The sequence below is a fragment of the Streptomyces plumbidurans genome (assembly GCF_019857225.1).
Classification (GTDB): Bacteria; Actinomycetota; Actinomycetes; order Streptomycetales; family Streptomycetaceae; genus Streptomyces; species Streptomyces plumbidurans.
On record NZ_JAFJSY010000042.1, the window covers coordinates 1 to 21,924 of the forward strand.

The following is a 21,924-nucleotide window of genomic DNA, read 5'->3' on the forward strand; positions in this document are numbered from 1 at the left end:
GCCCGCCGTCGCAGCGGGTCCGGGTGCGGCGCCGTCCGTCGCCCAGGCGGCGGTGAGCCCGGCCGCCGAGCAGGCCGCCGGGCCCGGCCAGAGCGCGGCGACCGACGCACCCAGGCCCGAGGCCTCACTGGAGAAGGACGGCGGCGGCTGCGCGCCGCCCGCACCCGCGCCCGAGCAGGACGGGGGCAAGCAGGGCAGTTGCGGAGGCGGAGGCGGCGAGGCCGCGGCCAAGGAGAAGCAGCAGGACCCGCCGGACGTCTCCGGGCAGGACCCCAAGACAGCGGTGCAGACCGTCAGCAAACTGGCGCCCGACCAGGCCGCCGCCGCCATGCCCGGGGTCGACAAGGCCGCCGACAAGAAGATCGCCGACGAGCAGAAGCGGCTGGACGCGGCCCCGCCGACGCGTGAACGTCCCTCCGGGGCGCCGCAGACGCGCTCCGCGCCGCCGCAGGCAGCGCCCCCGGCCGCCCAGGTCACCGGCAAGGTGGAGCGGGTCGGCCCCGAGGACCAGGGTGAGAATCAGAAGGCCAAGGGCGGCGACAAGGCCGAGGGCAGGCAGCCCGCGGCCGACGTGCCTCCGCCGCCGCCTCCCGCCGTACCGGACAAGGGCCTGAGCGAGTCCGAGGCGAAGCACGTCGAGGCGACGGCCGACTCGATCCCCACCACCGACCCCGCACTCGAGAACAAGACCGTCGGCCCCGCGCCCAAGATCCGCCTTGAGGGCCCCAGCGACCCGACGCGCACCGACGACCAGGCCAAGGCGCTCAAGGACAAGCAGTCCGACCTGCAGACGACCGGACGGGCGGACGCGGCCAAGCCGCTCGGCGAGGACCAGATCTACCCGAACGCCCCGGCGGAACGGCTCACCGGCAAGGCGTCCGGTGGGAGCGGCGGTGGCGGCAAGGCCGGCGCGCTGGCAGCCACACCCGCGCCCCAGGCCGGCGTGGGCGCGGTCGCCAAGCAGGAGAAGGGCACCGAGATCACCGCCGGCGCGGGCAAGGCGCAGGGCGATCTCGCCACCAAGGACAAGCAGCACCAGCAGGGCGAGCAGAAGGCCAAGCAGGACAAGCAGAACGAGATCGACCGCGAGGTCGAGCGCAACACCGCGCAGCAGACCGCCGAACGCGGCCGGGTCGCCCAGGAGACGCAGAAGCAGCGCGAGAGCTGGCGCAGCGAGCAGGACAAGAAGATCGAGGACGCGGACAAGCACTCCGGCGACGAGCACGACAAGAAGAACAAGGAGATCGTCAAGGCGCGCGACGACAAGGACAAGGAGATCGGCGCGCGCAAGGACAAGGACAACGGCCGTATCGACACCGAGCGGGAGAACGCCGAGAAGGAGGCCAGGAAGAAGAAGGAGGAGAAGAAGCCCTCCGGCGGGCTGCTCGGCTGGGTCGCCGACAAGGTCGCCGACTTCTTCAAGGGCCTGCTCGCGGCGGTCACCGCGGTCTTCGACGCCGCCCGCAAGGCCGTCAACGGGATCATCGACCAGTTCAAGGACTGGGCCAACAAGGCCATCGACTTCGTACGCGACCTGGCGATCAAGGCGATCAACGCCCTCGCGGACGTACTGATAGCGATAGGCGACACGCTCCTCGCGGCCTTCCCGGAGCTACGGGACCGCTTCCGCAAGGCGATCGAGGGCCTGCGGGACGCGGCGATCGCGACGGTCAACAAACTCGCCGATGGCCTGAAAAAGGCGGTCAACAGCCTGCTGGACGCGCTGGCGGCGGGCCTGAACGCGTTGCTGGACGTCCTCGAAGCCGGCGTCAAGGCGGTCATCAAGGCGTACCAGGCGGTCATCGTCGGCGCGATCAAGTTCGCGCAGGCGGCGATCGAGGCGCTGGGGAAGTTCGCGGCCCTCGTCGCGGACATCGCACCGGACCCGGGCGGCTGGATCGCCAAGGCGGGCAGCTCGGCGAAGACCGGCATCACCGACCACCTCTGGGGCGCCATCAAGGTGGCGGTGAAGGGCTGGTTCGACACCAAGGTCGAGGGAATCCTGGGCCTCGGCAAGGCCGTCATCGACGTCCTGGTCAAGGGCTGCGTATCGATCAAACAGATCGGCAAGATGGCCTGGGACGCGGTGATCGCCTCACTGCCGATGATGATCGCGTCGCTGGTCATCGAAAAGGTCGTCTCGATGATCGTGCCTGCGGCGGGCGCCATCCTCACGATCATCCAGGGCCTGATGGCGGCCTGGTCGACGGTCAGCTCGATCCTGTCCGCCTTCTCGAAATTCTGGGCCTACCTGAAGGCGGTGAAGGCGGGCCCGGCGGCGTGCCTCTTCGCGGAAGCGGTCGCCGCCGGCGTCGTCGCCCTCCTGGACTTCATCACCAACTTCCTCCTTCAGCGCCTCTCCCGAGCCACCAAGGGCGTCGGCAAACGCCTCAAGGGCATGGCCCAGAAAATCATGGACGGCCTGAAGAAGGTCGGGGGCGGGGCGAAGAAGGCGGCAGGCTCGGCGGTCAACTCGGCGCGAGGCGCGGTGCGGAAGGCCCGCCAGGCCCTGTCCCGGGACGGCAGGGCTTCTAGGCCGAAGGGCGAAGCGTCCCCTGACCCCAAGTCCCCGGTGAAACCGAAGGATCACGCTACGCCTAAGGGGCCGGCTAAGAAGCCGGATGCGGCGGAAGGGAAGCCGAAGGAGAGTTCGCCCGAGAAGGACCGGACGCCGGAGCGGGAGCAGGAGGCTGCGAAGGACCGGACGCCGGACAGGGACCGGACGCCGGACAAGGAGAAGCCTTCCGGCGCGGATACGAAGCCCAAGTCCCCCTCGAAAAAGAAGCAGAAGGAGATCGAGGGCCCCAAGCCGACCAAGCCCAGGAAGCCCAAGTCCCCGATGGGCAAGGCCCTCTCGAAGGCCAAGGGTGCGGTCAAGGGCGCCCTGAAGAAGGTCGGCAACGCCGCCAAGACCCTCGGCCGCAAGCTGAAGAAGTCGAAGCTCGGCAAGGCGTTGAAGAACGGTGCGTCCAAGCTCCGGAACTTCTTCAAGAAGAAGAGGGACCAGTTCCGGGACCACAAGAAGCGCCGGCAGGAAGAGAAGAGGCGCAAACAAGACCAGCGTAAGAAGGAAGAGAAGTCGAAGGAGTCGAAGGAGGCGCGGCTGCAGAAGATCGCCGCGCGCATTCGGCCGAAACTCCGGGCCCTACTGCAAAAGGGCATCCTGCGCACGGCCATGCAGGCTGTCCTGGCAGCGATGCGGCTGTGGTACCGCCTCACCGGCCTGGACCTGCGGGGTTCGAACGTCGTCGAGATCGAGGCTCGCCTCAACCCTGTGGAGGGTGTCGGCGAAGCGGATCAGCTCGAGGGCGAGGACGCTGCCGCAGCTTTGGGCGATGGGACGACGCCACAGACTCCGGGAACCGAACAGGTAAGGCAACAGCGGACCGGGCGGCTGCGCGAGGAGGCTCAGAGCGAGCGGCCACCGGGTGGCGGTAGCGCCCAGCAGGCCCGCAACGGGCAGAGCCGGGCCACGTTCGATCCGGGACTGCAGGAGATCCTGGACTACCCCTTCACGGTGGACGACGACTTCGTGAAGGTGGGCGAAACCAACAGTTACGAAGGCACCCGCAAGCGCCAGCGTCGTGACAAGCGTCTTCGGAAGAAGCGGAGCATGGCGCTGACCGAGCAGTACACGGCAGACCACATCCCCTCCGGGCGAGCCGTGATCCAGGCGGAGCAGGACAAGGCCATCAGCGAGGCGGCCGCGACCGACGACGAGTTGCAGCGCATGTTGGAGGATGACGAGGCCGGCATCCTCACCAGGCAGGAGAAGGAAGATCTTGAGCAGCGCAAGAAAAAGGTCCTCAACGACAAGCTGTTGCTCGCTCGAGACAAGAGCCAGGGCCGAAAGAAGCACCAGAAGGAAGCGCAGAACAAATACAAGCAGGCGCTGACGCTGCTCATACCGGAGCGGATCCACAAACTCGGTCGGACCTGGGGCGGAAAGAACCAGCCAGCCCAGTACGAACGTGACGCTCAGGACCTCACGCGGGCCGCAAAATTCGATTTCCAACGCTATCTCACCGTGCTGTCGACTCCACCCGAAGTCCTCACAAAAGAGTACGTGGCGCATTTTGCCCGACACTATAAGAAGCTGGTGGACCAGGGGCAGATCCGGTACTCCAGGGCAATCGACAGAATGCTGATCTACTACTGGAAGAAAGCAAAGTGACGCACACGCAGATCGACAGCATCATGGCGAGCACGCGGCTGTCCGGACCCGCAAAGCGGGATCGGATCTTCGCGCACCTGGCCGGTCAGCCGGACAAGGGCGTCGGCGAGGCCGCCGAGTTGCTCCGTACCACCGAGCACAGGCACGTGGCCGAGTACCTTGCCCAGTACCTCGAACTCGTCCCCGATGCGGCCGAGGAGAAGACCGGCGCGGCGGAACGCCTGCGTCGGCACCCCGTGCTGGTCCGCTCCGCGGCGCGCCTGGTGCCCTGGCTTCCCGACACTTTGCTCGACGGCTTCATCGCCGATTACCTGGCCATCGGCCAGCCCAAGTCCCCCGTGTCCAACGTCCTGTACAGCATGGCGGTCTACACACCTGAGCGCCTGCGTCCGTACCAGGACCGGATCGAGAACGAGCACGTCCAGCTCGGGCTGTTGTCCGGAGCTTCCGACGCGTCCGTGGACGACCTGACCGACGAGTGGCGTCGTGAGGGCGACCCGGCAGCGCTGATCCAGCTGGCTCTGGCCCGGACGGAGCACGCCCTGGCACGGGTGCGCGCACTGAGAGGTGAAATCAACGACGACCCGGCCTGGGAACTGCTCGTCGAACTCGCGGGAGGACTCCCGAACACGGAGGGCAGGGCAGTCTGCGAGCCCGCGTTCATGGGCTTCGTTGCCGAAGCCGGAGCAAGCCCTCACGTGGTCGGAGGAGCCGCTTCGGGGGAGGTGCCCATCTGCCCGTCCTGTGAGAAGCCCAGCGCTCCGCTGCTGTCCTTGTCGGCGAGTTCCCTCCCCTACGATCTCACCCACGACCCGGTCTTCTACTGGTATTCCTGCCGATGCAGCGCACTGGATTCCACGACGGTGCGCATTGACCCCGATGGGCTCACCGTCTACTACGGGCCGCACGGTCCCGCCGACCCCAAGCTGAGTCTCACCGGCGCTGAGCGGTCACTCGCTCTGGAAAGGCACCCCAATCAGTGTGGAGTGAGCGTGCGCGCGGTGCCGGGGGAGACTCTGCACCAAGTGGGCGGACTGCCCCAGTGGCGTGAGGCGGACAATCATCCGCGCTGCCCCGAATGCCACAACGCCATGCCGTTCCTGGCGTACATGGACAGCAGCCGCACTCCCTTCGGGACTCTGGATTTCGGGGGCATCGTCTACTGCTTCTGGTGCGACGGATGTCGTGTGTCGAGCACCAAGGTCCAAGGCTGAGCGAGTGCGTATCCAGGAGAATCGATGACCCGCTACGCAAACATCCCCAAACCCATCCGCTCCGGCCTAGTCGTAGTGGACCCCGACCGCGGCACCCCCCAACGCGTCATCGTCCTCCAGTTCAACCCCGACACCCTGGAGCGCAGCATCGCCCCCCAGTCCGCCGGGGACAGCAGTGACGGCGGAGCTGGTGGCACCGGGAATGGCGACCGGAACGAGGCTCTGCGGCTGAAGGGCCCCGCCGAGGAGACCTGGAAGTTCACTGCCGAGATCGACGCCACCGACCAGCTGGAGATCGCCGCGCCCGACGGCATCCACCCCCAACTGGCCACGCTCGAGATGCTCGTGCAGCCCACCACCGCGCAGTTGCGCGCCGCGAGCCGGCTGTCGCAGAAGGGGACCATCGAGATCAGTCCGATCGAGATGCCGCTGACGCTGTTCACGTGGGGGAGCAAGCGGGTCATGCCCGTGCGGCTCACCGAACTCTCCGTGAACGAATCCGCGTTCGACGTGAATCTCAACCCGATACGGGCCTCCCTCAGCATCGGCATGAAGATCCTCACCGTCAGCGACCTGCCCGCAGGGCACCGCGGCGCCGACCTCTACATGGCCCATCTCGCGCAGAAGGAACGGCTCGCCGCAGCCGCCCGTGGCGGCAGCCTCGGTGCGCTCAGGCTGCCCGGCGCGGACGTACTGAGTGGAAGGGGCTGACACACACCCATGGCCGACATCCAGCCCTACGAGAACGCCCTCGGCGCGATACCCGGCGCGCACCCCTACCCCCGCACCAGCCGATACCACGACGGCGAGATCGGCGTGCACCGGCAGCCCGACGGGACCGAAGTCCGGTACGCCAAGCGCCGGTTGCTGCCCCCACTGGACGACAGCGAGACCCAGGCCCACACCGTCGGCGCCGGTGAGCGCCCCGACCTCCTCGCCCAGCAGTTCTACGGCGACCCCGGTCAGTGGTGGCGCATCGCCGACGCCAACCCCGTACTGGATCCCCGGGAGTTGACCGAAGAGGCCGGGCGGGTCGTCGAGATTCCCGAGCCGGGAGGGCACCGGCGTGTCTGAACAGCCCGTCGGGCAGGGGCCCGTTCACATCACGTTGCTCATGGGGCCGAAGCTCGCCCGCCCCGTCCCGGCCGAGGTGACCGAGGCCCTGCTGTCCGCGCAGATCACCGCCACCGCCGGCGAACGCAGCGGATTCCAGCTGGCGTTCGACCTCACCAAGACCGGGATCATCAACCAACGGCTGCTGCCCGAAGGGTTCTTCGACCCCAAGACCCGGCTCATCGTCACCGTCAGCGTCCGCGGCACCACCGACGTCCTCTTCGACGGGCTCGTCGTACGGCAGGAGGTCGGCGCCAGCAACCAGCCCGGCCACTCCACCCTCACCGTCACCGGCGAGGACCTGACCCTCCTGATGGACCTGGAGGAGCGCACCGCTCGCTATCCCAATCTGCCGCCCTCCCAGCGCGTCCTCGCGATCCTGCGCCGCTACTCCGACTACGGCATCCGCCCCGACGTCTACGCCGAGAAGATCGCCCAGCCGCCGCACCAGGACCTCCGCGTCCACTACCAGACGGGCACCGACCTCCAGTACGTCACCGACCTCGCGCGCGCCAACGGCTACACCTTCTATCTCGAACCCGGCCCCAACCCCGGCCAGTCGTCCGCCCGTTGGGGCCCCGAGGTCCGTCTCGGCATCCGCCAGCACGCCCTCAACGTCAACATGGACGCCAACACGACCGTGGACCAGCTGACGTTCTCGTACGACGGCACGGCTCGCGAGGAACCGCAGGCGCGCTGGCAGGACCCGGGGACCCGCGTGTCCACCCTGCTGCCCCAGCCGCCGATCAGCCCGCTGCGCCCGCCCCTCGGGCGGCGGCCGACCCCGGCGCTCAAGCGCAAGACGCTCTCCGGCACCGCCAAGCAGCAGCGCGAGCAGGCCGAGGCCGAACTCCTCGCCCGCGCCGCCGTCTCCGCCGACGTGGTCTCCGGATCCGGCTCGCTCGACGTCAACCGGCACGGCTACATCCTGCAGCCCCGCCAACTGGTCGGCGTGCGCGGCTCGGGGCGGGCGTACGACGGCGACTACTACGTCAAGTCCGTCACCCACAACCTGCGCCCGGGTTCCTTCCAGCAGAACTTCACCCTCTCCAGGGAAGGGCTGGAGGCCCGCAGCGACCACGTCCGGCCGTAGCCACCCGAACCACCTGAACCGCCTGATCCACCCGTACCACCAGAACCGCCCGTTCCACCCGACGCCCCTCAACGGCCCACCCACCAGGAGCAGTTCAGCATGGCGGCACCCAACAATCGCTACCTCGGCAAGTTCCGCGGCCGCGTCGTCGACAACAACGACCCGCTGCGGATCGGCCGTGTCACCGTCGAGGTGCCCGACGTCCTCGGCGACGAGGCGTCCACCTGGGCGCTGCCCTGTCTGCCGTTCACCGGTCCCGAGGCCGGGCAGTTCGTGGTGCCGCCGCCCGGTGCCGGAGTGTGGGTGGAGTTCGAGCAGGGAGACCCCAGTTTCCCCGTGTGGACCGGGTGTTGGTACGGGGCCGCCGAGGAGCTGCCGCCCGATGCGCGCCGTGCGCTGCAGGCCAACTCGCCGGACAAGCCCGTCGTCGTGCAGACCCCGGGCGCGCACAAGATCGTGATGAACGACACCGCCGGCGCCGAGCAGGGGATCCTGCTGCAGGCCCAGGGCGGCGCCTACATCCGCATCACCAAGGAGGCCGTGGTCATCGCGACCGGCGCAGGCGCCGAGATCGTGCTCCGCGGCAAGGAAGTAACCATCAACGAGGGCCAGTTGAGCGTGCTCTCGAAGCGATAGAGGACGGGGGACGCACCAAGTTGTCCGGGAGTCTGCTCGACGCCGGCGCCGTGATCGGCTGCCCGCACGGCGGCCGGGTCACCGCCGCCACCACACCCTCCGGCGGCGTACGCATCGGAGGTGCCGCCGTCGCGACGGCCAGGCACACCTACGTCGTCGCCGGCTGCCCGCACACCGTCGACGGTGTGCCCACACCCTGTGTCTCGGTCCGCTGGACCGCCGACGGCACCGGCATCACGGTCGACGGCGTCCCCGTGCTGCTCGACACCTCCGCGGCCCTCTGCTTCACCGCCGCCTTCGTGCCGCAGGGCCCGCCCGTCGTCATGGCCGCACCGCGAAAGGTGACCGTCCGATGAGCCAGCCGAGCCGGGCAGTGCGCCCGCGCACCGACATCGCGTTCCCCTTCCGCGCCGACCGGCGGGGCCGCACCGCGCACGCCGCCCACGCCGAGCACATCCACGACCTGATCGAGCAACTGCTGTTCACCAGCCCGGGAGAGCGGGTCATGCGGCCCGACTTCGGCTGCGGACTGCTCGACCTGGTCTTCGCGCCCAACAGCCCGGAAATCGTCAGCACGCTCGAACTCTCCGTGCAGGCCTCGCTGCAGCGCTGGCTGGGCGACCTCATCGACGTCGTCGCCCTCGACGTGATCAGCGACGACAACGCCGTACGGGTCCATCTGTCGTACGTCCTGCGCGCCACCGGCGCCCGCACCGACGACGTCTTCGAAGGGAGGGCCGTATGACCACCGCCACGTCCCGGCGGGCCAAGGTGAGGGCCGCGCAGCTCAACGGGATCGACGCCGTCGAGGTCGACGACGACGGACTCCTGCTCACCGTCACCTTCCTCGGCAAGGCCCCGCACGGCCTCGGCCCCGAGAACATCCGCATCGACGGCGGCCGCCGGATCACCGGCATCACCGCCGTCGACGTCAGCGTCGAACGCGAGGAGGACCCGGAGCTCGACGACCGGCTCTACGTCACCCTCGACCGGACCGGCGACACCTCCCGGTACGTCCTCGCGCTCGTCGAGACCGACCCGTACGGCCGCCCGGGCACGGAACCCTTCCGCGGCTTCGACCAGCGCTACCACCGCGCCGCCTTCACCTTCCGGCCGGACTGCCCAACTCCGTTCGACTGCAAGGAAACAGCCGGGGGACAGACCGATTTCCCCGCCGCGCCCGTCATCGACTACACCGCCCGCGACTACGACACCATCCGCAAGCTGCTCCTCGACCGGCTCGCGCTCACCACCCCCGACTGGGTCGAGCGCAACCCCGCCGACCTGGGCGTCACCCTCGTCGAACTGCTCGCGTACACCGGTGACCAGATCAGCTACCAGCAGGACGCGGTCGCCACCGAGGCCTATCTGGACACCGCGCGCCGCCGGGTCTCCGTACGGCGGCACGTCCGGCTCATCGACTACGCGATGCACGACGGCTGCACGGCCCGCGCCTACGTCACCGTCCGGACCGCGGGCGACACCACGCTGGCCCCGGGCACCTTCCGCTTCGCCTCCGTCGACGTCCGCAGCCTCGACCCGCACGACCGGCCCGAGCCGGGCCCGGTGATCGACGAGAACGACCTCGGCGACCTGGATGAACGCGGCTCGGTGGAGGTCTTCGAACCGGTCCTCGCCGCCGACCCGCTCGAACTCAAGGTCGCGCACAACGCGATCCGCCTGTGGACCTGGGGCGGCGAGGTGTGCACCCTGCCCAAGGGCGCCACCTCCGCCACCCTGCGCGACGAGTGGGACGACCCGGAGACCTGCCGGGACCGCCAACTCGCGCTCACACCGGGCGACTTGCTGATCCTGGAGGAGGTCAAGGGCCCGCGCACGGGCACCCCGGGGGACCAGGACCCGAGCCACCGCCAGGCCGTGCGCCTGACCTCCGTCACCCCGGGCGTCGACCGCATCGAGGACCAGCCGGTCCTGGAGGTCACCTGGGCCGCCGAGGACGCGCTGCGCTTCCCGCTCTGCCTCACCACGCGCGGCGGACGCGACTGCCTGCCCGTCGAGGACGTCACCCTGGCCCGCGGCAACGTCGTCCTCGTCGACCACGGCCGCACCCTCACCGGCCTGCCGGAGACCGCCACCGTGCCGCCGGAACCGGCCGTCGTCGCCCCCTGCGACCGGCCCGCCTTCGGATGCGACGACCCCGCCGAGGGCAACGCACCCGCCCGGCTGATCAACTCCCTCACGGACCGCACGGAGAGCGGGGAAGCACTCGTCCCCGACGACGTCCGCGAACTGTTCCAGGTGGTGGGAGAGGCGGCGACCGTACGCGCCGGAATCGGTCTGGAACGCGCCGGACAGCGCCACGAACGCGTGGTGCCCGGCACGGCGTACGCCCAGGCCGCCGCACTGCGCACCCTCCTCGCCCAGTCCGTGTATCCCGGCATCAAGCCCCGCTTCCGCCCGGTCCTCGGCCGCTCCCCGGTCGTCCAGGCGGTGCCCTTCCCCGACCCGCAGACCGTCGCCGCAGGACAGGCCGAGCGCATCGCCGCGATCCCCGGGCGAGTGCGGCAGCGGCTCGTCGAGCTGTGGCGCAGCGCCCGCGACCGCGACGGGCTCTCGGACGAGGAGATCGCCGAACTGACCGTCGTCTACGGCCTGAAGACCATCGAGCGGTACGAGCTGCGGACGCATCCCGTCCGGGCCCTGCGCGAACTCCTGCACAGAAACGACGAGTTGCTCGACGCCAAGCTGCGCCGGGTGGAGATCCTCGCCGCCCGGGCCCGCGCGGGCACCGTGCTCGATGGGCACATCGCCTGGGAGATCGCGCACAGTTGGGGCCCGGCGTACGCGGCCGGACTGCACCCCGACGAGCCCGTGCTGCGGGGTTCCGCGACCGCCGCCGCCGACCAGGATCCCCGCAAGGCGCTGCCCGCCGTGCGCGTCGAGGACGGCGAGCAGACCTGGGTGCCGCGCCGCGACCTGCTGCACAGCGGGCCACGCGACCGGCACTTCGTCGGTGAACTCCAGGACGACGGCCGCCTCGCCCTGCGCTTCGGCGACGGCCGGCACGGCGCGAGGCCCGCACCGGGCACCCGGCTCGCCCTGCAGTACCGGCGTGGCGGCGGGCACGCGGGCAACGTGGGCGCCGAGGCCATCAACCACCTGGTCGTGCAGAGCGACTGCGAGCGGCCCCCGGCCGCCGAGGTCCGCAACCCGCTGCCCGCCACCGGCGGCGTCGAGCCCGAACCCGCCGAGCAGGCACGCCAGTTGGCCCCGCTCGACCTGCGCCGCACCCGGCAGCGCGCCGTCACCGCCGAGGACTACGCGGCCCTCGCCTGCGCACTGCCCGGCGTACAGCGGGCTGCCGCCGAGATCCGCTGGACCGGCAGCGTCCAGGAGGCACACGTCGCGATCGACTCGTACGGCAGCGCCGAGCCGTCGGCCGGACTGCTCGCGCGGGTGGAACAGTCCCTGGAGGCGTACCGGCGCATCGGCCACGACCTCGTCGTCGGCCCCGCCCGCCTGGTGCCGCTCGACATCCGGCTGAACGTGTGCGCCGCGCCCGGCCATCAGCACGGGCAGATCCTGGCCGAGCTGTACCGCGTGCTGGGCAGCGGCCGGCTCGCGGACGGACGGCTCGGGTTCTTCCACCCGGACGCGCTGACCTTCGGCGAGCCCGTACGGCTCAGCCGGCTGGTCGCCGTCGCCGCCGCCGTACCGGGCGTGCGAAGCGTCGAAGTCACCCGGCTGCGGCGGCTGTTCGAGCAGGAACGAGGAGAGAGGGAGGACGGCGTGCTGCGGCTCGGCCCGCTGGAGATCGCCACCTGCGACAACGATCCGGACCGGCCGGAGAACGGCCTGCTGGCGATAGCCCTGGGAGGTGCCCGATGAGTACGACGTGCTCCTGCGGAGGGGCGTGCGGAGGCCACGACGAGCGCCTGGCGCCCGTTCCCGTGCACAACCCGCCCGGCCGCACCGCCCTCGACTACCGCGTCGGCGAGTACGGCTCCTTCCTCGCCGCCCTGCTCGACCGGCTCGCGTCACCGGCGTACCCGGCACTCGACGGGCTGACCGTACGCACCCCCGACGACCCGGCCATCGGCCTCCTCGACGCGACCGCCGTCCTCGGCGACCTGCTCACCTTCCACTCGGAGCGGATCGCCGACGAGGCCTACATCCGCACGGTCGGCGAACACCGCTCGCTCGTCCTGCTCGGCCGCCTCGTCGGCCACCGGCCGCGCCCCGGGGTCGCCGCCGCCACGCACCTGGCGTACACCCTCGAACGCGACCCGCGCGCGGAGACGCTGCCCGTCGTGATCCCGCGCGGCGCACGCACCCACAGCGTGCCGGCCTCCGCCGACGAGGAGTCCGTCACCTTCGAGACCAGCCGGGACCTCACGGCCCGCTGGGACTGGAACGAGCTGAAGGTGCGCAGGAGGCGGCCGGCGCTGGTGACGCCGGCGGATCTGGAGCGGCGGTCCGAGCTGTTCGTCGAGGGGACGGGGAACTCTCTGCAGACCGGGGATCAGTTGCTGTTCGTTTTTGGTGAACAGGCGGGTGGGGAGCGGAAGTTGCTGCCGATCGCCGGGGTGCGTGTCGATCGGGACGAGGACGTCACGGTGCTCACGCTGCCGAAGTCCGCGCCGCCTACGCTCAAGGAGCTGGTCGACGAGGTGCTGCGGTGGGTTGCGGAGCCGTCTGCTCCCGGGGAGCCCGGGGATGAGCCGCCGACGCCCGAGGTGCCCAATCCGCGGCCGGTCAGTCGGTTGATCGAGGATTTCGAGGATCAGGTGCTTGCGCCGCTGCGGACGGCTTTGGGGGACGTGAAGACGCCCGAGGGGTTGGTGGGGTGTCTGGCGGAGCCTGTTGCGCGGCTGGGTGAGGCTGAGGTGTTGGCCGAGCCGTGGGAGGAGGTTGCGGGGTGGTTCGAGCAGTTGCATGCGGTGCTGGATGAACTCGGGGCTCGTGCAATGGGGTTGGCTCCTGCGCAGGACGCCGATGAGGGTGCCCCTGGGGGTGCGTTGGCGGGTGCGGGTTCGTCTGGGCTTGTCGCGCAGTTCCCCGCGCCCCTGGAGGGTGACTCTCGCGACGCCGCCTTCAATGCGCTGAGTGCTGTTCTTCCCGCCTTGCGAGCCCAGGCTCCTAGCGCGTCCGGCGGGGGTGGTGCTGGGCGGCCCGGGGGCGATGCTGCTCGGTTGCTCGCTGTGCTCAATCCGGGGGTCAGGAGTCTGTATCCGGCCTGGCGGAGGGCGGCCGTTGGGGCGACCGGGCAGTTGCTGCGGGCGTTGCTTGCCATGCGGGTCACCGCGGCTCCGTTCGGGGCGACGGCGCCGCTCAAGCCCGTGCAGGACGACAAGGGGCGGGTCATCCGGTCCACGGACTGGCCGCTGACGGGTGCCGCGCTCACCGGTGTCCGGATCGTCTACGACACCGGGGCGAAGGCGCCGGTGCGGGCGGAGTTCCAGTACGTGGAGGGCAACAGCTCCGACCAGCGGGCCGTGACCCTGCCGCTGACCCAGCAGGTCAGCTTCACGCTCGGGCCCGGCCAGGTCGACCTGTCGACCCGCGCCCCCCACGACCGCGATCTGAGCTGGCTCACCCGCCGCCCCGCCGACTCCCAGGAGCCCGGCGTCAACATCCGCCTCCGCGACGGGCTGCCCGCGCGGACCCTGTTCGTGTCCCGTCCGGACGAGCAGGGCGTGGTCCACGTCGGCGTCAACAACGGCACCGCGCGCGAGGAGTCCCTGCGCCCGGGCGACACCCGGCAGTTCACCCACGGCGAGTACGAGGTGAGCCTGCGCTACACGGTGGGCAGCAGCGAGCCCAACATCGAGGTCGTCATCGCAAGCAAGCCGGCCCCGGTCAACCGCAACGTGCTCCAGCTCGACTCCGTGCACACCGGCATCACCGTCGGCAGCTGGGTCGCGATCCAGCGCCCCACCAAGGGCGCCCAGGACGGCATCCCCGGCGACGCGAAGCTGGCGTTCGTCACCACCCAGGTCGTGTCGGTGCGTACGGCGGCGTACACCAACTACGGCATCACCGGCCGCGGCACCGAACTCACCCTCGCCGACCCGTGGTTGGACGAGTTCGACGTCCTGCTGTCGCACATCCGCGACACCACGGTGTACGCGGCGGGCGAGCCGCTGCGCCCGGCGGACGAGCCGCTCGGCGAGGACGTGCACGGCAACGAGATCGAACTCGCCGAGCTGTACGACGGGTTGAGCGCGGGACGGCTGCTCGTCGTCACCGGCGAGCGCAGCGACATCCCCGGCACGGCAGGTGTCACCGCCACCGAGGTCGTCGCCATCGCCGCCGCCGACCCGGCCGTGGACCCGCAGCTGCCCGGCGACCACGTCCACACCCGGCTGACCCTGACCACCGACCTCGTGCACCGCTACCGCCGTGACACGGTGAAGATCCTCGGCAACGTGGTCGAGGCCACCCACGGCGAGAGCCGCCAGGAGGCCATCGGCAGCGGCGACTCCGACCGCGTCGGGCAGACCTTCGCGCTCTGGCAGTCCCCGCTGACCTGGCTGGCCGACGACAACCCCCTCGGCGCCACACCGGTGCTGGAGATCCGGGTCGACGGCGTGCTCTGGCACGAGGTGGACAGTCTCGCCGGACGGGGCCCGCGCGACCGCGTCTACATCACCGGGACCGCCTCCGACGGCCGCACCACGGTCACCTTCGGCGACGGTGTGCACGGCGCCCGGCTGCCCAGCGGCCACGAGAACGTCCACGCCAGCTACCGCTTCGGCACCGGCAAGGCCGCCAACGTGCCCGCGGACCGGCTCACCCAGCCCCTGACCCGCCCGCTCGGCGTCACCGCCGTCACCAACCCCCGCCCGGCCACGGGCGGCGCGGACGCGGACGGCCCGGGCCTGACCCGCCGTACCGTCCCGCTGGCCGTCTCCGCCCTCGACCGGCTCGTCTCGCCGGCCGACTACGAGGACTTCGCCCGCTCCCGGGCCGGCATCGGCAGGGCCGCCGCACGCGAACTCTTCGACGGGCGGCGGCGGTTGCTGCACGTGACGGTCGCGGGCACCGACGACGTGCCGCTGGACGGCGACTCGGACACCCTGCGCGCCCTGCGCGGCGCCCTGGCCGAATACGGCGACGCCGACCTGCCCGTCCGCGTCGACGTACGCGAACTGGTCCTGCTGCTCGTCGCCGCGAAGGTCAAGGTCGCCCCCGACCACGCCTGGGAGTACGTCGAGCCACGGCTGCGCCAGGCGCTCATGCGCCGACTCGGCTACGAAGGACGGGAGTTGGGGCAGCCCGCCCGGCTCTCCGACCTCCTCGCCACGGCCCACACCGTGCCCGGGGTGGACTACGTCGACGTGGACGTCTTCACCGGCGTCCCCGCCTCCGCGACTCCGGACGAACTGGCCGCGCTGCTCGCCGACCCCGGCCCGCCGAGGGCCTCGGTGCCGGCCCACCCGGCGTCGTACGACGAGCAGGTGCACACCGTCAGCGCCGCGAACGGCGAGACGCTGTCGGGGATCTGCGCGCGGTACGGCATCACGCTCGCCGAACTCCTGCGCCTCAACCCCGACATCACCGACACCCGGCGCCTCGCCAAGGGCCGTTCGGTGTTCGTCTTCCGCGGCATTCGCCCCGCCCGGCTCGCCCTGCTGTCCCCGCGGGCGGCGGACACCCTCATCCTCACGGAGGTCAAGTGATGGCCGCGAACCCGGCGGACGTCCAGTTCGACACGGCGACCCCGGCAGCCGCCCGGGAGCCCGACGGCCTCGCCGCCCTGCTGCCGCGCTGGCACCTGCTGCGCGACGCCGAGGAGGGCGAGCCGCTGCGCGCGCTGCTCGCGGTGATCGCCGAGCAGCTGGACCGGGTCCGCGACGGCGTGGACCAGGGCTACGAGGACCTGTTCGTGGAGACGGCGGCGCCCTGGGTGCTGCCGTACCTCGGCGACCTGGTCGGCTACCGCACCCTGCCCGGCTACGAGCGCGTCCTGACCACCGGCCTGCACGAGGGCGGGCGCGAGGCCCTCGCCGAGGCGATCGCACCCCGCGCGGACGTGGCGGCCACCGTCGCCGCCCGCCGCCGCAAGGGCACACTGCACCTGCTGGAGGAGATCTCCGAGCGGGTCGCCGGCCATCCCGCACGCGCCGTCGAGCTGTCCCGGCTGGTCGCCCAGAACCAGTCGGTGAAGCTGTACCGGGACACCGGCAGGGGCCGTCTCCTGGACCTCCGGGACGGCTCGGCGCTCGCGCTCACCGGCGGCCCCTTCGAGACGACCGCCCGCACGGTCGACGTCCGCCGCGCCAACTCCCCGCGCAGGCAAGGAGGTTGGACGCCCGCCGGAGTCGGCCTCTTCGTCTGGCGGCTGAGGGCGTACGCGCTGACCTCGTCCCCGGCGTACTGCATCGACCGCGCCCGCAACCTCTACACGTTCTCGATCCTCGGCAACGACAGCCCCCTGGTCACCAAGCCCGTCCCCGAGCCGTCGCCCACGCACATCGCCGCCGTCGACAACGTCCCCGCCTTCATCACCCGCCGTCTGCTCCACGACCGGCTGCTCGACTACTACGGCCCCGGCAAGTCCTTCGTCATCCGGCGCGACGGCGAGGACCGGCCCGTACCGCCCTCGGACATCGTGGTCGCCGACCTCTCCGACTGGCGCTACCGCCCCAGGCGCGGCCAGATCGCCGTCGACCCGGAGCTCGGGCGCATCGCGTTCGGGTCCAGGTCGGCGCCCCGGCAGGGCGTATGGGTGGACTACCACTACGCGTACGGCGCCGACATGGGCGGCGGCGAGTACGAGCGGCCCGACCGCACGGACCGGCCCGACGCGACGTTCTACCGGGTCGGGCCCGGGCAGCAGCACCATCAGATCATGGACGCCTACCGGGCCTGGCAGCACGACCGCCGGGCCGGCCGCACCGGCCCCGACGGCATCATCGAGATCACGCACAGCGGCGCCCACCAGGAGCAGCTGGACTTCGACCTCGACCCGGGCGACCGGCTGGAGCTGCGCGCAGCCGAGGGCACCCGCCCGGTGATCCGGCTCCTCGACTGGTACAGCAACCGTCCCGACGCCCTCAACATCCGTGCCGTGGACGAGGATTGCGCTCCGCACGAGCGGCCGCGGATCGTCCTCGACGGGCTGCTGGTCGCCGGGCGCGGCATCAACGTCACCGGGCCGATGGGAGCCGTCGTCCTACGGCACTCCACCCTCGTACCCGGCTGGTCGCTGGAGCCCGAGTGCGAGCCGCACTCGCCCGACGAGCCCAGCATCGTGCTGGAGCGCACCACCGCATGTCTGCAGGTCGAGCACAGCATCCTCGGCACCGTCGAGGTCATCGGCGACGAGGTGAGCGAGGACCCCCTCGACATCCATCTGCGCGACAGCATCCTGGACGCCACCGGCCCCGAGCGCGAGGCCCTGTCCGCCCCGGACTGCCGCCACGCCCACGCCGTGCTCCACGTGCACCGCACGACCGTCATCGGCGAAGTCCACACTCACGCGGTGGAGTTGGCCGAGAACTCGGTCTTCACGGGCAAGCTCCACGTGGCCCGGCGCGGCATCGGCTGCCTGCGCCACTCGGCCGTCCCGGCCGGCTCGCGCACCCCCAGGCGCCACCGCTGCACCGACGCACGGCCGCTGTTCACGTCCGTGCGCTACGGCACGCCCTGGTACGCGCAGCTGTCCGACCGCTGCCCCGAGGACATCCGGCGCGGCGCGGACGACGGGGCTGAGCAGGGCGCTTTCCACGACCTGTACCGGCCGCAGCGCGAGGACGGTCTGCGCGCGCGGCTCGCGGAGTACACCCCTGCGGGCACCGACGCCGGGATCTTCTTCGTGACCTGATCCGAGGCCGACAGGCACCCGCACCCGCACCCTTTTCCGAACCAGGGGGACCCCCTTCATGCACGCTGACCTCTCCCGTCTCACCTTCCGGCCGGAGCGGCACTACTCCGCGGTCGTCGCCCAGCAGGGCCGTGTCCAGCTCGACGCCGACGCCAACGAGCAGACCGCGATCCAGCTTTACCAGGCCCGCACCCTGGCCGCCGACCTGATCGGCCGGCACGGCGGACCGCGCGACGCGGCGGGCTTCCGCATCGAGTACGTGGGCGGCAAGCACGACATCGACACCCTCTACATCCACGGCGGGCGCTACTACGTCGACGGCATCCTCCTCGACGCGGACCGCCCGGCGCCGGGCACGCCCGTGCCGGAGGAGGACGCCGAGGACGCCGCGGAGGACACGGCGGCTCCACCTTCGTACTGGACCTACTGGGACCAGCCCGACGCCTACCGCGACCCGGAGAAACCCGGCGACCGGCTGCCCTCGCCCGCGCAGGCGCCGTTCGTGGCCTATCTGAACGTCTGGGAGCGCTCGGTGACCGCCGCCGAGGACCCGGCGCTGCGCGAGGTCGCCCTCGGCGCGGCGATGCCGGACACGGCGGCCCGCGTCAAGGTGGTCTGGCAGGTGCTGCCGCTCTCGCTCGCGGAGCTGGCGATCGAGGACACCGACCCGTCGAAGGAGGTCGTCCGCGCCGCCTTCGAGAAGTGGGCGAAGGGACAGACACTCTCCTCGGCCCGCCTCGCGGCCCGCAGCGAACGCCCCGACCACGCCGACGAGGACCCCTGCCTGGTCAGGCCGGACGCCCGCTACCGCGGCACGGAGAACCAGCTGTACCGCGTCGAGGTGCACGCGGGCGGCACGGCGAAGGACGCCACCTTCAAATGGTCCCGCGAGAACGGGTCCGTGGTCTTCCCGGTCGACGAACTCGACGGCACCTGGGTGCAGTTGGCGTCCCTCGGCCACGACGACAAACTCGACCTGGACGTCGGCGACCTCGTGGAGTTCACGGACACCGCCTGCTCCTCCCGCCTGGAGGCCCTGCCGCTGCTGCGCGTCGAGGAACTCGACCTGCCCGGCCGCCGGGTCCGGCTGTCCGCCGAGCCCGAGCCGGGCGTCGGGCGGCTGCCCGGCCTCAACCCGTTCCTGCGCCGCTGGGACCACCACGAGGGCCCCAGGCGCAAGGGCCGTACGGCCACCCTCAAGGGCGGCGCCGTCCCCGTCACCGAGGGGGAGTGGCTGCCGCTGGAGGACGGCGTCGAGGTGTACTTCGCCAAGGGCGGCGCCTACCGCACCGGTGACCACTGGCTGATCCCGGCCCGCACCGCGACCGGCGCCGTCGAATGGCCGGCCGACCCGGCGCGCCGCCCGCTGCTCCAGGGGCCGGCCGGCATCGCCCGCCACTTCGCCCCGCTGGCCCTGGTCAAGGGCGAGGAGGGCGCCGTCGACCTGCGGCTCGCCTTCGGCCCGCTGGCCAGCAGCATCCCGGCCGCGGACAAGGCCACCCTGGCCGCGGAGGAGCAGGCACGGCGCGAGGAGACCGCGGCGGAGGACCCGTCGCACGGAAGGTCGCAGACCACGGCGGAAGCGGAGGCCGCGGCGGAGGGAGACAACTGATGGCCACACCCATGAGCGCGTCCAAGCTGCTGGAGATCCTGCGGGCGGAGGGCCTGACGGTCCACGAGGTGCGCAACTGGCGCACCCACAACCGCAACAGCAAGGGACAATGGGGTCCGATCAACGGCGTGATGATCCATCACACCGTCACCTCGGGCACCGAGAACTCGGTCAACATCTGTTACAACGGCTACTCCGGGCTGCCCGGCCCGCTGTGCCACGGCGTCATCGACAAGAAGGGCGAGGTCCACCTCGTCGGCAACGGCCGCGCCAACCATGCCGGGTTGGGCGACAGCGACGTACTGCGCGCCGTCGTCAACGAGTCGAAGCTGCCGCACGACAACGAGGCGGACACCGACGGCAACCGGCATTTCTACGGCTTCGAGTGCATCAACCTCGGTGACGGCAAGGACCCCTGGCCCGAGGCGCAGAAGGAGGCCATCGAGAAGGTGGCCGCGGCCATCTGCCGGCACTACGGCTGGAGCGAGCGGTCGGTCATCGGCCACAAGGAGTGGCAGCCGGGCAAGCAGGACCCGCGCGGCTTCACCATGGACGGGATGCGCAAGCGCATCGCCGAACGGCTGGCCGGGAAGGGCGGCGGCAAGGACCACGACCCGAAGCCGCCGTCCAAGCCCCGGCACGCGCCCTTCCCCGGCGGCGGCTTCTTCCACGAAGGGCAGAAGTCACCGCTGATCACGGCCATGGGCAAGCGGCTGGTCGCCGAGGGCTGCGACCACTACGAGGTCGGGCCGGGCCCCGAGTGGACCGACGCCGACCGCAAGTCCTACCAGGCCTGGCAGCACAAGCTCGGCTTCAAGGGCAAGGACGCCGACGGCATCCCCGGCAAGGTCAGCTGGGACAAGCTGAAGGTGCCCGCGAGCTGACGGCCCTCCTGCCGGACGGCCCGCCCGCCTACGCCGACTCGGCGTTGGTGGGCGGGTGCGTGGGCCGCGCCGGGAACTGCGAGGGCAGCGGCGGCAGTTGAGCGCCGTACACCCAGGCCGCGAAGAGGTCGTCCAGCGGCTCGTCCGCGAACCGGTTCACATGGGCCGTGAACGTCTTCGTCGTCACGGCCCCGTCCCGGTGCAGCACCGCCCAGTTGCGCAGCATGCGGAAGAACGCGTCGTCGCCCATCGCGCAGCGCACCGCGTGCACGGTCAGCCCGCCGCGCTCGTAGAGCCGGTCGTCGAACATCGACTTGCGGCCCGGGTCGGACAGCTTCAGGTCCTGCGGCAGCGTGGACAGCAACCGGTGGGCGACGGCGGCGAAATGCCGGGCGTCGCGGCCACCGGAGCGCTCCGACCACAGCCACTCGGCGTACTTGGCCAGCCCCTCGTTGAGCCAGATGTGCCGCCAGTCCGCGATGGACACGCTGTTGCCGAACCACTGGTGCGCCAGCTCGTGCGCCACCAGCCGCTCCGAACTGCGCGCCCCGTCCACGTGGTTGGCGCCGAACAGCGACAACCCCTGTGCCTCCACGGGGACATCGAGCTCCTCCTCGGTCACCACCACGGCGTACTCGCCGAACGGATAGGGCCCGAAGACCTCCTGGAACAGGTCCATCATCCGCGGCTGCCGCGCGAAGTCCCGGGAGAACTCGGGCAGCAGATGCGCCGGGATGTGCCCGTGCTGCGGCACCCCGCCCGGCCCCGGGTCGCCCAGCAGCACCGTCTGGTACTTGCCGATCGCGAGCCCCACCAGATAGCTCGACGTCGGCGCGGACTGCTCGTACACCCAGGTCGTGGTGGACGCCTTCGTCGTGCGGGTCAGCAGCCGGCCGCCCGCCACCACCGCGTACGCGGACGGCGTGGTGACCGAGATCTGGTACGACGCCTTGTCGGCGGGCCGGTCGTTGCACGGGTACCAGGACGGCGCCCCGATCGGCTGGCTCGCCACCAGCGCCCCGTCCTCCAGCTCCTCCCAGCCGAGCCCGCCCCAGGAGCTGTGCACCGGCTTGGGGTTGCCCGACCACTGCACCTCGACGGTGAAGGCGGCACCGGCCCGCACCGGCTTGGCTGGACGGACCCGCAGCCTGCCGCCGCGATGCGTGTAGTGCGGCTGCCGCCCGTCGACCCGGACCCGGCCGATCCTGAAGTCGCAGAGGTTGAGGACGAACTCGGTGAGCGGCGAACGGCCCGCTATGGCGTTGATGCGGGCGGTCCCGGACAGCCGGTTCGGGCCGGGGCGGTAGTCCAGCGCCAGCTCGTAGCGGTGCACCCGGTACCGGGCGTCACCGTGGTCCGGGAAGTACGGGTCCGCACCCGCCGCCTGCTGAACTGCCACTGCCGCTTC

General features: G+C 71.2%; 14 protein-coding genes. 13 read left to right on the forward strand and 1 reads right to left on the reverse strand.

Going from position 1 to position 21,924, the window contains the following annotated elements:
- From JYK17_RS24950 to JYK17_RS25010, 13 genes are all read left to right on the forward strand, one after another.
- Positions 1-4,174, forward strand: a 4,174-nt coding sequence (locus JYK17_RS24950; protein ID WP_504739980.1) for a phage tail protein, incomplete at its 5' end; no start/stop codon positions are given.
- On the forward strand, positions 4,171-5,388 hold the full coding sequence (locus JYK17_RS24955) for a hypothetical protein (RefSeq protein ID WP_108011828.1): 1,218 nt from the start codon (positions 4,171-4,173) through the stop codon (positions 5,386-5,388). The genes JYK17_RS24950 and JYK17_RS24955, both read left to right, overlap by 4 nt.
- 24 nt (positions 5,389-5,412) lie before the next feature.
- On the forward strand, positions 5,413-6,099 hold the full coding sequence (locus tag JYK17_RS24960) for a hypothetical protein (protein ID WP_222811216.1): 687 nt from the start codon (positions 5,413-5,415) through the stop codon (positions 6,097-6,099).
- A gap of 9 nt (positions 6,100-6,108) precedes the next feature.
- A complete protein-coding gene (locus tag JYK17_RS24965) occupies positions 6,109-6,462 on the forward strand; it encodes a LysM peptidoglycan-binding domain-containing protein (protein ID WP_222811217.1) in 354 nt (117 codons plus the stop codon).
- A complete protein-coding gene (locus JYK17_RS24970) occupies positions 6,455-7,594 on the forward strand; it encodes a hypothetical protein (RefSeq protein ID WP_108011821.1) in 1,140 nt (379 codons plus the stop codon). Before JYK17_RS24965 ends, JYK17_RS24970 begins: the two co-directional genes overlap by 8 nt.
- A 99-nt stretch (positions 7,595-7,693) precedes the next feature.
- Positions 7,694-8,230: a phage baseplate assembly protein V gene (locus JYK17_RS24975; protein WP_108011819.1), complete on the forward strand. Its 537-nt coding sequence runs from the start codon at positions 7,694-7,696 to the stop codon at positions 8,228-8,230.
- Positions 8,231-8,250: 20 nt separating this feature from the next.
- Positions 8,251-8,586, forward strand: a complete 336-nt coding sequence (locus JYK17_RS24980; RefSeq protein ID WP_108011817.1) for a hypothetical protein — start codon at positions 8,251-8,253, stop codon at positions 8,584-8,586.
- Entirely contained in the window at positions 8,583-8,975 is a 393-nt protein-coding gene (locus JYK17_RS24985) for a GPW/gp25 family protein (RefSeq protein WP_128803517.1), read from the forward strand. Before JYK17_RS24980 ends, JYK17_RS24985 begins: the two co-directional genes overlap by 4 nt.
- Entirely contained in the window at positions 8,972-12,079 is a 3,108-nt protein-coding gene (locus JYK17_RS24990; RefSeq protein ID WP_222811218.1) for a putative baseplate assembly protein, read from the forward strand. Before JYK17_RS24985 ends, JYK17_RS24990 begins: the two co-directional genes overlap by 4 nt.
- A complete protein-coding gene (locus JYK17_RS24995) occupies positions 12,076-15,873 on the forward strand; it encodes a putative baseplate assembly protein (protein WP_222811219.1) in 3,798 nt (1,265 codons plus the stop codon). Before JYK17_RS24990 ends, JYK17_RS24995 begins: the two co-directional genes overlap by 4 nt.
- Positions 15,873-18,020 (forward strand): hypothetical protein, encoded by a 2,148-nt coding sequence (locus tag JYK17_RS25000; protein ID WP_222811220.1) that lies wholly within the window; start codon positions 15,873-15,875, stop codon positions 18,018-18,020. The genes JYK17_RS24995 and JYK17_RS25000 overlap by 1 nt, the downstream gene beginning before the upstream one ends.
- Before the next feature lie 58 nt (positions 18,021-18,078).
- Positions 18,079-19,632: a DUF6519 domain-containing protein gene (locus JYK17_RS25005; protein ID WP_222811221.1), complete on the forward strand. Its 1,554-nt coding sequence runs from the start codon at positions 18,079-18,081 to the stop codon at positions 19,630-19,632.
- Positions 19,632-20,516 carry a peptidoglycan-binding protein gene (locus JYK17_RS25010; RefSeq protein WP_108011805.1) on the forward strand — a complete coding sequence of 295 codons (885 nt, stop codon included), beginning with the start codon at positions 19,632-19,634 and terminating at the stop codon, positions 20,514-20,516. The genes JYK17_RS25005 and JYK17_RS25010 overlap by 1 nt, the downstream gene beginning before the upstream one ends.
- 28 nt (positions 20,517-20,544) lie before the next feature.
- On the opposite strand, the gene JYK17_RS25015 is transcribed toward JYK17_RS25010, so the two are convergent.
- A complete protein-coding gene (locus JYK17_RS25015) occupies positions 20,545-21,915 on the reverse strand; it encodes a M1 family metallopeptidase (RefSeq protein WP_222811222.1) in 1,371 nt (456 codons plus the stop codon).
- Positions 21,916-21,924: the final 9 nt, after the last annotated feature.